The sequence below is a fragment of the Halorussus litoreus genome (assembly GCF_003382685.1).
Taxonomy (GTDB): Archaea; Halobacteriota; Halobacteria; order Halobacteriales; family Haladaptataceae; genus Halorussus; species Halorussus litoreus.
Genome location: NZ_QLVG01000061.1, coordinates 23,030 through 33,509 on the forward strand (window position 1 = coordinate 23,030; position 10,480 = coordinate 33,509).

Here is a 10,480-nt window from a genome sequence, read left to right on the forward strand (position 1 = left end):
ATCACTTCTCTTTGAGGTTCAGGCACGCGAGTGCGGCGAACATCGCTTCTTCGGTTCGCACGACCTCGCTGCCTTGATTCGGAACCGCGTTCATCCAGAGGTCGAACCGGCTGGGTGCGCCGGATTCGACTCGGGACTCCGCGTCCGCCTCGTCCCTCGATTCGTCGTCGCTCGGCCACGCGCGGTCGAGCGAGTCGGTCGAGCGGTCGAGTATCTCCGGCAGCCCGCGACCCGGTGAACCGAACGCGACAGTCATGCCGTCGCGTTCGATGCGGCCGACCGCGTCGGTCAGCCGCCGAGTCGTCAGCTCGACCCCGTGGCGGGACGTCGCGATTCGGACGCCCGCATCGTCGCGGTCGAGTGCCGCCGGGAGGTCCGCGCGCGTCACCGACAAGCCCGGAAGGGGCTCGTCTACGAGCTTCGCGCGGACCGGACTTCGCGAAGAGATCCTGACGGTAACGCGCTCCCCCTCGTCGACCGCCATTGCCGGCGGGGTGACGAGGGAGATCGGGTGTTGCAGTCCGCAATTGACCCGAACGCGCCCTTCAGGTCCGACCTCGGTCACGATTCCCTGTCTTATCGACCCCGAACCCTCGGATTCGGAGCCGGTCAGCGACGGGGCGCGGAGCGGCGGTAGGACGCCGACGTACTCCAGTTCGTCCCGCACGCCGAAGGCCTCCTTTCGGAGGTACGGCGGCGTCGCGGCGTATTCCAGCACTGTGCTGACGAACCCGCCACCCCACTTCCGCTCGCCGTCGGGGTCCGGAAAGACCACGAGGCGGTCGGCCCGGAAGACGATCGCCGCGCGTGCGACGTAGCCGAGCTTGCGAGTCGCCTCGCGTTTGTCCTCGGCTTCCCGGACGAGGGATGACGGAACGAGTACGCTGACAGTCATACCGTGACGCTTCGACGCCCCGTCACTAGACTGTAGCGAATCGTACCGGCTTGGTTCTTAAAAGGGTGCCGCTTCTGTTCCGGGGATGAGACGGCACCACAAAGCGCCTCGCGCCGGAAATCGGAGCTTGAACCGTGCCACCGTCTCCCGATTCCGCCCGCTTTCGGAAGCCTTATTTAGTGACCGGGTGTTATCGTTGAATGCAGACGCGCGCCGGTAGTGTAGTGGTATCACGTGACCTTGCCATGGTCGCAACCCGAGTTCAAATCTCGGCCGGCGCATTTTTGGCGACGCAAACTGGCGAGCGGTGCTTGGGTCACTCGACCGTAGCGCATTGAGACTCGACTCGTTCAGTGACATCCGAATCTAAAGCGGCCTTGCCGCGTTTCCCCGTTTCCGGCCTGCGCTAGTCCATGAAATCCGGGGCCTGAGACACGCTGCTCACCCTCGGAACCGCCGGGGCGTTGCTGATCGGGGTCGTCCTGATACTCGCCGCGGGCGCGATGCTGATGACGGTCGGCATCGTGCTGGTCGTGCTCAGCGCCATCGTGTTCGTCGTCGATGCGAAGGACCTGCTCGTCGAGACCGACCGCAACGCCAGCGAGTGAGCTCGGGGGCTTCGAATCTCGGTTCAGTCTCGCCGCTGTTCCCAGATGCGGTAGCCGACGACCGCGTAGCCCGTGAGCGCGAGCAGCGCGCGCTCGCCGGTCATCGCCACCGGGAAGATGCGCTCGACGTTCTCTGGGGTCTCGCCCCGCGTGGGGTCGAACCCGGTCCGGTAGTGGGTGTTCTCCGTCGTTCGGACGGTGCCGTCGGCGCCGCCGCTCCCGCCTCCTGATCCACCGCTCCCGCCCGACCCCGCACCGGCTTCGCCTCCGCCGCCTCCGCCCTCTGGCACGACTGCGTCGACAAGCGCGTCGAGGTTCACGTTCACGATGGTCTGGACGAAGCCGTCGTGGGTCGAGTACAGCACCTCGCCGGAGAGTTCGTAGAACCGGTCGTGGAACGGGTAGAACAGGTTCGCGCCGTTGAAGAAGGCGTCCGGGCCGATGCCCGCGAGCGTTATCGTGGCCACGCCCACCCACGCGACGCGGACGCCTCGCGCGCCCCAGCGCGTGCGCACGAGCGAGCGCTCGCGAACTATTCGACCTAATGATGACTGCACTCGCGGACGAGTACGGCCGCGGAGGTCCCACCAGAGCGCAGTTCCCAAGATGGCGGGGAGGACCAGCGTGTGGAACGCCGCGCGGTGCGCGCCCGGAATCCAGAAGCCGACGATCACGTCGAGGTCGAGGAACGCGGTCGCGGCCATCACCGCGAGGATCGCCTTCGCGTCGAAGCGGTCGGCCAGCAGGGCGGTCCCGACCAGTCCGGCCAGCGCGACGTGGACGACCGTCGATGGCATCTATCGTGTTTGGGGGTCGATTGCACTATCAGTGTTCTGGTTAGTTAGGGAGGTTACACGTCCTCTCGGTTTCGACGTTCGCCGAACCCCGATTTCGATGCACTTTTGCCGCCGTCGCGCTCATTCGTCCCCATGACCGACGCGACCGACCCCCGCGACGACCTCGCCGAGCGCATCGCGGGCGAGATAACCCTCAGCGACGACCCGGGCGCGACGCTCCGCAAGTGGCGGACCGACTTCGGCGTCACCCAGACCGAACTCGCCGACCACCTCGACGTGTCGTCGTCGGTCGTCAGTGACTACGAGTCGGGCCGTCGGGAGAGCCCCGGCATCGGCGTGGTGGCCCGAATCGTGAACGGCCTGCTCGACATCGACCAGCGCCGCGGCGGCGACCGCATCCGTCAGTACGCCCGGGTGCTGTCGGCGGGCTTCGAGAGCGACATCGTCAACGACCTCAGGGAGTACCCCACCGCAGTCGGACTCGACCGGTTCTACGACGCAGTGGGCGCGACCGAACTCGCGAGTAGCGACCACGACCACGTCACCGGCCACACCGTCATCGACAGCATCCAGGCCATCACGCGCCTCTCCAGCGAGGAGTTCTACCGACTGTACGGCCAGAGCACGAGCAGGGCGCTGATGTTCACCAACGTCACCCGTGGGGAGTCGCCGCTCGTGGCGATGCGCGTGGTGAACCCCACGCCGAACGCGGTGGTGCTCCACGGGCTGGACGAGGCCAACCTCTGGGAGCACGCGCCGAAGATGGCCCAACTGGACGGCTTCTCGCTCGCGATTACGGACGACCCGCTGGACGACGTGCTGGAGTCGCTTGGCGACCTGCCCTGAGGCGTGAGTGGTTCGCGGTGGCGGTCGCTGTTGCGGTGTGGTGGCGGTCGTGGTAGCGGTGGCGTGGCAGTCGCTGTTGCGGTGTGGTGGCGATCGCTGTTGCGGTGTGGTAGCGGTGGCGTGGCAGTCGCGGTGCGGTCAATCCTAGGCTCAAGCAGTAGCTAGGTCACGCGTTCGTTCTCTTCTGGTTCGAGAAGGTCCAATTCGAGAACGCTAGCTATCGCTTGAACCTAGGATTGACCGCAGCACCACAGCACAGCCACTGCACCGCAACCGCATAGCACCGCTACCGTCACTGCACCGCTACCGTCACTGCACCGCAACCGCATAGCACCGCTACCGCTACGGCACCGCTACCGCCACGCCACCGCTACCACACCACCGGTCCAGACGACCCCCGGCGCCCTAAACAAACATACCGAGAGTTTATAGTTCCCGAGCCGAATGCCCACAGTATGGCTACTCTGCGAGACCTCGGGTTGTCGGAGTACGAGGCCCGAGCGTACCGTTCGCTGCTCGACGCGGGGCCGACCACGGCCAAGGAGCTGTCGCGGGCGAGCGACGTGCCGATGGGTCGGATCTACGACGTGCTGAGCAGTCTGGAGACCCACAGCCTCGCGCGCTCCCAGAGCGCGAGCCGTCCGAAGAAGTACGTCGCGGTCGAGCCCGACACCGCGCTGAATCGCCTGCTCGACGACAAACTGGCCGAACTGGAGGAGCAGGCCGAGCAGTACGAGGCCATCGTCGACGACCTCACCGAGGAGCTCGACGCGGCCGAGCCGGTCGAGGAGGGCTTCTGGACCGCCGCCGTGGGCCCCGAGGAGTCCGTCGACCTGCTGGTCGAGCGCCTCGACGCCGCCGACGACCGCATCGTGATGGTGGCCGGGGAGGCCAGCGCCCAGTTCGACATCGGCGACGTGGGCGAGCTCGTGGCCGAGCACCTCGAAGCCGCGCTCGATCGCGGGGTCGAGGTGTCGCTGCTGATGTCGCCCGAACTCGTCGACACCCTCCCGGCGAGCGTGGGCGAACGCTACACCGAGACGCTCGCCGACCACCCGTCCTTTGCGGTCCGGACCGCCAAGAGCCTCCAGGGGACGTTCAACCTCATCGACGACGTGGAAGTGTGCATCGAGGTTGCGAACCCGCTGAACCCCGGCGGCGCGTTCGCCATGATCGACATGAAGGACCCCGAGTTCGCGGCCGACGCGCTCGAGGAGTTCGCGCCCCGGTGGGAGACGGCCGAACCACTCGCCATCGGACGGCCGTGAGAGAAGTGCGACGAGTGGGGCCCTATCGCGCCTTCGGTCACGGTCGAGAGCGGTAACTTTTCGTCCCTACCCGATAAAGTCACGCGAAAATGTACATCGTAATCGTTGGCGCGGGCAACATCGGAACGCCCCTCATCAAAATCGCTACTTCTGGCGGGAACGAGGTCGTCGTCATCGAGCGCGACGAACAAAAGGCCGAACGGGCTGCTTCGATGTACGACTGTCTCGTTCTCAAAGACGACGCCACGACGAAGGATACGCTTCTCGACGCTGGCATCGACCGTGCGGACGCACTGATCTCCACGACCGACCAGGACGCGACAAACATCATGGTCAGTCTGCTCGCCAGGGAACTCGACGTTCCGAACGTCGTCTCCGTCGTCCACAACCCCGAGCACATGGATCTGTTCTCCCGCATCGGCGTGAACACCATGGAGAATCCCCAGCGACTCATCGCGGAGTATCTCTATCGGGCCGTCCAGCGACCCTCTATCGTGGACTACATGCGCATCGGTGAGAAGGCGGAGGTGTTCGAGATTCGCGTCGGGAAGGACGCGACTATCGCCGGAAAGACCATCCAGCAGGCCGCCTCGGACGAGCTACTCGACGAAGACATGCTCATCGTGGCTATCGAACGCGACGGAGCCGACCGACCGATCACGCCTCGCGGGAACACCGAAGTTCAGGTCGGCGATCTCGTGACGGTCTACTCCGGTGAGGGTGCGACGCCAGCGGTCACCGACGTTTTCGGTCACCACGAGGACCACACTACCGCTACCGACGAAGCTTCGCATGAAAGTTAGTACGCTGGCGCGGCGGGTTCCCTCGGACCTCGCGATCATCAGTCGGGACGTCGGATCGCTGATCGCCATGGAGTCGGGGCTGATGAGCGCCACTGTCATCGTCGCCGCGATCTTCACCGAGTGGTACGCCGCAGTGTCGTTTCTGGTGGCCGCGGGCATCACCGGCGTCGTCGGACTGGGTGCTCGCCGACTCTTCGCGGACGCGGCGGCACCACGGATGAAACACGGGATGATAATCGCGGCGGCAGGGTGGTTCTTCGTCGCCTGCTTCGGGGCGATTCCGTTCCTCCTGACGGCCCACTTCACTCCGTCGGCAGCGATGCAGTCGTACGTCGCGGCCGCACCGCAACCGGACTCGTACGAAGCGGTGACCGTTCTCGGCCTGGAGTCACGGTCCAGCCTCGTCTACTTCCGCCATCCGCTCCACGCCTTCTTCGAGAGCATGAGCGGGTGGACCGGGTCGGGGCTGACCATGGCAGTTCACGAACCCACGCTGCCGCGGACGATCCAGTGGTGGCGGTCGCTCATGCAGTGGGTCGGCGGTGTGGGTGTTATCGTGCTGACGACCGCCATCCTCGCTCGCCCGGGCAGCGGAAGTTACGCGCTCTACCGGAGCGAGGCCAGAGAGGAACGGATCCACCCGAGCATCATCTCGACGGTTCGATCGGTCTGGAAGATTTTCGCATTCTACACCGCATTCTCCATCGTTGCGATGTTCCTCGCCATCTTGGCGTCCGATTACGGCTCCCAGCTACCGACGTGGGAAGCGTTCTGGCAGGCGCTCAACCACGCGATGACGGGGCTGGCGACCGGCGGGTTCTCCGTCACGGACAACTCCATCGCTACCTACGACTCGCCGCTCATCGAGACGGTTCTGTTACCGATCATGACGCTCGGTGCTATCGCCTTCCCGATCCACTACGGAATTCTGAAAAACAAGGATATCGACCTGTTCTGGGAGGATCTACAGACGCGGTGGCTCTTCGTCCTACTCGGAGTAGGCGCGTTCGTTCTTTCGCTCCAGAACATCGTGGCAGTTACCGACGCGTTCGACCCCACGGATTACGTCGGGCTACAGTCGGTCGGACTCTCCGCGATCCAGACGACCGCCGTCAGAGATTCGTTGTTCCAGTGGATAAGTGCCCTCTCGTGTACCGGGTTCCAATCGTCGGACATCGGCGGGTGGAGTTCCGGAGGCAAATTCATCGTCTCGGCAGCGATGGTCGTCGGCGGCGCAGCCGGGTCGACGGTCGGTGGTATCAAACTCATCCGAGCGTACACTATCGGTAGAGGCATCATCTGGCAGTTTTCGAGGGTCTTCCTGCCCGCGAGCGCTGTGGTCACTGCGGACATAGACGGGCGACACCTGAACCGCGAGGAGATGGAGCGGGAGTTCAGTGAGGCCGCTATCGTCAGCCTGCTCTGGATCATCATCCTGTGCACCAGCACGCTCGTGCTGGTCAACGTCACTAGTCCCGCGTTCGATCTGGCGGACGCGTTGTTCGAGGTCGCGAGTGCGCAAGGGAACGTCGGCCTGTCGTCGGGGATCACCGGCCCGGAGATGCCCGCGGTGGCGGAGGCGATGTTCGTACTGAACATGTGGGTCGGACGGCTCGAAATAATCCCCATCTTCGTGTTCGGGCGGTCGCTCCTCTACGGGCTCAACCCCCGCTGAGCGGAAGAGCTACGTTCACGGGGACCCCGAAAAGACAGTGCGAGCTTCGAGACCCACTGAAGAATCCGGTAAATTATTCCGTTTCGATATCGCATTCAGTCTCATGAATATCGCCGGAACGCTTCGACAGTGGCTCTCGAAGCGATCCGGGCCACTCGTCATCCAGGAGTGTCGAAACTGCGGAACGACGCTCTCCGACGACGGGGTCGAATGCCCGAACTGTGGTTCGACCAGCGTCGCTCGGTACGAGGTTCCGTAGTACGAGTCTTCGAGTTCGGTTTACTCACGCGTGCGGACGGATTCCGACCGGTCGTCCGACGACACCCGGCCGAGAAAACGCCAGTGCAATCTCGGTTCCTCGTCGTCGGGGTGACTCTCCGCGCGCACTCGGTACAGATCCGGCCCGTGAGGAGAGTCGTCGCACCCCTCCACGCACGACTGCTCTTTGAGTACGGTGGTGTACGAGTCGTGGGGAGTTACGCCGATAATATTTCGCGGGGTTGTTCCTCGAATAGTTCTGCTGACGCTGGCTTCGTCCGACGCAGAATCTTCGCGTACGTGATCGCCGCCTTGAGTTCGGCCACGTCTACCGACACCAGCATCCTCGCGTGATCGTCTCCCAGAACAGGAGGTGGCGTAGAAGATGACTCGGACTCGTCGACCGGTTCCTCGGGCATTGGTAGATACTCGCAGAGATGTCGCTTAGTGCCACGGTCGAGTGGACTCGTCCCGGTAAACTGCAGTGATTGTCGGCGATTCTGGGACACGCGGCGAACACGACGCGACCACCGCAAAGCGGTGACGCGACCACAGACGGACCAACACCTAAACCGCCGCAGGTCGTGTCGATGAGCATGGATCGGGAGCGACGCGCGGTGCTTCGGACAGTCGCCGCCGCGGCGGGGGTCGCGGTCGGGAGCGGAACGGGGGTCGCAGCCGAGAGCGGAACGAGGGTTACTGCCGAGAGCAGAACCGGGGGCGCGGCTGAAGCGAGGGCCGGAGTCGGAACGGGAACGGAACGCCGAGGCCTCGGCCAACAGGTCGATGCCGAACTCCAGCCGGGAGTCACGCTGTTCGACCTCGACGGCGACGGCGAGTACGTGATGACGGTCGAACGCGCCGGAGAGGTGATGCGCGACGACGACCATCCGCGACCCATCCACGTCACCTCGGGTGGGCAATCGACGGTCGACTACGCAGTCTCGACGGTCGAAGCGCCGTCGGGGACCACGCTCGGCGGCCTCGACAGCCTGTCGTACGACTACTACGCCGGTGGGGAGGCCGAAACTGGGGAATCAACCACCGGAGCCGCGCCCGGCGAGACGTTCCTCGTGGTCGAGAACGACGACGGCCGCCACGGGGCGTCGCTGGCCGTCGACCGAGGCGAGGGCGGCAAGGCCGGCGGGGGCGGCGGGAGAGGCGAGGACAGTGAGGATGGCGGAGGCGGCGGGAGAGGCGAGGACAGTGAGAATGGCGGGGGCGGCGGTGGAGACGAGGACGGCGAGGCCGGCGGCTCCGGGCAGTGGCGGACGTTCGACGTGCTGGCGCGGATGGGCCGCGAGGGCGACGGAACCGGTGGCGGCGAAACCGTCGACGACGGAACGGGCGGCCGCTGGTTCGAGTACACCGCGGTCGAGGACGGCTACGACGGCGAATCGTTCGAAGACCCGGTCGAACGATTCGGCGCGGACGCGCGACTCGTCCGAGTGGGCGTCGGGGTCGGCGACCCGGTGACGCCGGTCGCTGTGGACGCTTACTTCGACAACCTCGCTGTCGACGGGGAGCCGCGGCGGTTTCCCGCGTCGGTGGTGAATCGGGTTTCGTGACGGCGAACCGTGCTTCCGGGAGCGATGGAACAAAGACGCCCGGCATCCAAGCCCGGCGTATGCAGTGGAAGCTGTTCGCCGACCTCGCCGAGGTCGCCGAAGGCAAGGAGGTCGCGGTCGACGCCGACCCGGGCGACACGGTCGGAGCGGCGCTGGACGCGCTGGTCGACGACCACCCCGAGCTGGCCGACCGGGTCTACGACGAGGATGGCGACCTGCGCGAGCACATCAACGTCCTGCGGAACGGAGCGAACGTCGCCACGCAGGACGGCCTCGACACCGAACTGGCGACGGGCGACGAACTCGCGCTGTTCCCGCCGGTCAGCGGCGGGTAATCGGACCCGAAGCGGGCGTTCGGAGTGTCAGACTGCCTGCGATTCTCGAACCTCGTCCGTTCAGCCAGAAGCGCTTACCGTCTCGCTCCGGTATCTACCGTGGGAATGGGGCCGGAGGACATCGAAGACGACGTCGAGGACCTGCTCTCGGACCGGCGGTCCCTCGACACGTTACTGCCCGGCGGTCGAGGCGAAACGTCGTCGCTGCACGAGCGGGTGGCTCACTGGTTCCTGCTGCACGGCGAGCGGATGCACGCGACAGCGGTCCTGCTGGTCATCGTCCTCGTCGTCCTGCTGTCGCTGTCGGTCGTCCGACCGGTGGACGTGTACGCGCTCCTCAACGACACGAACACGATACAGACGCTGTTCAACACGCTGCTCAGCGGGATGATCCTGCTGGTCTCCGTCGTCGTCTCGATCAACTCCATCGTGCTCTCGGAGGAGATCACCGACATCGAGCACCAGCGCGAGCGCATCGACGCCTCCATCGACTACCGCGGCCAGATCGAGGAGTTCATCGAGGGCGACGTGAGTCCGGCGCGCCCGGCCGAGTTCCTCCGGATCATCCTCAAGATAATCGACCAGCAGTCGGCCGCGCTGGCGGACATCGCGGCTGAGAGCGACGATCCGGACTTCCGCAAGCAGGCCGAGGCGTTCTCCGAGGAGATCACCGAGGAGGCCGAGCGCGCGGGCGAGACGCTGACCGACACCCGCTTCGGCACGTTCAAGGTCCTGCTCGCGGGGCTGAACTACGACTACTCGTGGCAGCTCCACGTCGCTCGACACTTCAAACGCAAGTACGGCGAAAGACTGAGCGACGACGAAGAGGCCGCGATAGACCACCTCGTCGAGACGCTGAAGGTGTTCGCCACCGGTCGGGAGTACTTCAAGTCGCTGTACTACAAGCGGGAGTTCGCGAAGCTGTCGAGAAACCTCCTGTACGTCTCGCTCCCGTCCATCATTCTCACCTCGTACGTCCTGCTCGCGCTCGACTCCAACCTCTTCCCCGAAGTGTCGTTTCTCACTCTCACGCCCCTGATGGTGTTCGTCAGCGTCGCCTACACCGTCGCGCTCACGCCCTACCTCACCCTCACCTCCTACGTCCTCCGAGCGATGACGGTGACCCTGCGGACGCTTGCTGCCGGGCCGTTCATCCTCGAATCCGGGAGCGGGTTCGAGAAGTTCGATTGGGAGGACAACGACATCGAGGTCTCGGACCCGAACGTCCCAACAGAAGACGACGACCGCGAGCAGGACCAGCGCGTGAGCGACGAGGAACGCGGGGAAGAGGCGGACGACCGGGGCGACGAGACGGCCGGCGAGCAGACCGAAAACCAGCACACGGAAGAGCAGGGTGACGAACAACGCGCGGAAGATTAGGCCATCTGGGCTGGCGACGCCGGAGCGCGGCGCGCTCCGGCGTCGCC

General features: G+C 65.2%; 11 protein-coding genes and 1 tRNA gene. 9 read left to right on the forward strand and 3 right to left on the reverse strand.

Annotation, left to right across the window (positions count from 1 at the left end):
• Position 1: 1 nt before the first annotated feature.
• Entirely contained in the window at positions 2-895 is an 894-nt protein-coding gene (locus DPQ64_RS16320; RefSeq protein WP_115865373.1) for a putative RNA uridine N3 methyltransferase, read from the reverse strand.
• Between the two features lie 210 nt (positions 896-1,105).
• On the opposite strand from DPQ64_RS16320, the gene DPQ64_RS16325 reads away from it, so the two are divergent.
• Positions 1,106-1,176: transfer RNA gene (locus DPQ64_RS16325), tRNA-Gly, on the forward strand.
• A gap of 183 nt (positions 1,177-1,359) precedes the next feature.
• Complete coding sequence (locus tag DPQ64_RS18960; protein ID WP_157971755.1) at positions 1,360-1,503, forward strand: hypothetical protein; 144 nt, start codon at positions 1,360-1,362, stop codon at positions 1,501-1,503.
• Positions 1,504-1,526: 23 nt separating this feature from the next.
• Here DPQ64_RS18960 and DPQ64_RS16330 read toward each other — a convergent pair whose 3' ends face one another.
• Positions 1,527-2,300, reverse strand: coding sequence for a metal-dependent hydrolase (locus DPQ64_RS16330; RefSeq protein ID WP_115865374.1), 774 nt, complete (start codon positions 2,298-2,300; stop codon positions 1,527-1,529).
• Between the two features lie 132 nt (positions 2,301-2,432).
• Between DPQ64_RS16330 and DPQ64_RS16335 the strand changes: the two genes are divergently transcribed.
• The 4 genes from DPQ64_RS16335 (at position 2,433) to DPQ64_RS16350 (ending at position 6,892) form a co-directional block, all read left to right on the forward strand.
• Complete coding sequence (locus DPQ64_RS16335) at positions 2,433-3,146, forward strand: helix-turn-helix domain-containing protein (protein ID WP_115865375.1); 714 nt, start codon at positions 2,433-2,435, stop codon at positions 3,144-3,146.
• Between the two features lie 455 nt (positions 3,147-3,601).
• Positions 3,602-4,414 carry a TrmB family transcriptional regulator gene (locus DPQ64_RS16340; RefSeq protein ID WP_115865376.1) on the forward strand — a complete coding sequence of 271 codons (813 nt, stop codon included), beginning with the start codon at positions 3,602-3,604 and terminating at the stop codon, positions 4,412-4,414.
• An 89-nt stretch (positions 4,415-4,503) separates the two neighbouring features.
• Positions 4,504-5,217, forward strand: a complete 714-nt coding sequence (locus DPQ64_RS16345; protein ID WP_115865377.1) for a potassium channel family protein — start codon at positions 4,504-4,506, stop codon at positions 5,215-5,217.
• The gene (locus tag DPQ64_RS16350; protein WP_115865378.1) at positions 5,207-6,892 is read left to right on the forward strand and encodes a TrkH family potassium uptake protein; all 1,686 of its coding nucleotides are present in this window, start codon (positions 5,207-5,209) and stop codon (positions 6,890-6,892) included. Before DPQ64_RS16345 ends, DPQ64_RS16350 begins: the two co-directional genes overlap by 11 nt.
• 476 nt (positions 6,893-7,368) lie before the next feature.
• Here the strand turns inward: DPQ64_RS16350 and DPQ64_RS18965 are convergent, their stop codons facing one another.
• Positions 7,369-7,569, reverse strand: coding sequence for a hypothetical protein (locus tag DPQ64_RS18965; RefSeq protein ID WP_157971756.1), 201 nt, complete (start codon positions 7,567-7,569; stop codon positions 7,369-7,371).
• A 177-nt stretch (positions 7,570-7,746) separates the two neighbouring features.
• Between DPQ64_RS18965 and DPQ64_RS16355 the strand changes: the two genes are divergently transcribed.
• The 3 genes from DPQ64_RS16355 (at position 7,747) to DPQ64_RS16365 (ending at position 10,433) form a co-directional block, all read left to right on the forward strand.
• Entirely contained in the window at positions 7,747-8,718 is a 972-nt protein-coding gene (locus DPQ64_RS16355; RefSeq protein ID WP_115865379.1) for a hypothetical protein, read from the forward strand.
• A 59-nt stretch (positions 8,719-8,777) separates the two neighbouring features.
• A complete protein-coding gene (locus tag DPQ64_RS16360) occupies positions 8,778-9,053 on the forward strand; it encodes a ubiquitin-like small modifier protein 1 (RefSeq protein ID WP_115865380.1) in 276 nt (91 codons plus the stop codon).
• Between the two features lie 105 nt (positions 9,054-9,158).
• A complete protein-coding gene (locus DPQ64_RS16365) occupies positions 9,159-10,433 on the forward strand; it encodes a hypothetical protein (RefSeq protein ID WP_115865381.1) in 1,275 nt (424 codons plus the stop codon).
• Positions 10,434-10,480: the final 47 nt, after the last annotated feature.

Bases quoted from the DNA above. Each gene is read 5' to 3' on its own strand.
- DPQ64_RS16350 (WP_115865378.1), top strand. From the start codon at position 5,207: ATGAAAGTTAGTACGCTGGCGCGGCGGGTTCCCTCGGACCTCGCGATC.
- DPQ64_RS16340 (WP_115865376.1), top strand. From the start codon at position 3,602: ATGGCTACTCTGCGAGACCTCGGGTTGTCGGAGTACGAGGCCCGAGCG.
- DPQ64_RS16360 (WP_115865380.1), top strand. From the start codon at position 8,778: ATGCAGTGGAAGCTGTTCGCCGACCTCGCCGAGGTCGCCGAAGGCAAG.
- DPQ64_RS16345 (WP_115865377.1), top strand. From the start codon at position 4,504: ATGTACATCGTAATCGTTGGCGCGGGCAACATCGGAACGCCCCTCATC.
- DPQ64_RS16335 (WP_115865375.1), top strand. From the start codon at position 2,433: ATGACCGACGCGACCGACCCCCGCGACGACCTCGCCGAGCGCATCGCG.
- DPQ64_RS18965 (WP_157971756.1), bottom strand. From the start codon at position 7,569: ATGCCCGAGGAACCGGTCGACGAGTCCGAGTCATCTTCTACGCCACCT.
- DPQ64_RS16365 (WP_115865381.1), top strand. From the start codon at position 9,159: ATGGGGCCGGAGGACATCGAAGACGACGTCGAGGACCTGCTCTCGGAC.
- DPQ64_RS16320 (WP_115865373.1), bottom strand. From the start codon at position 895: ATGACTGTCAGCGTACTCGTTCCGTCATCCCTCGTCCGGGAAGCCGAG.
- DPQ64_RS16330 (WP_115865374.1), bottom strand. From the start codon at position 2,300: ATGCCATCGACGGTCGTCCACGTCGCGCTGGCCGGACTGGTCGGGACC.
- DPQ64_RS16355 (WP_115865379.1), top strand. From the start codon at position 7,747: ATGGATCGGGAGCGACGCGCGGTGCTTCGGACAGTCGCCGCCGCGGCG.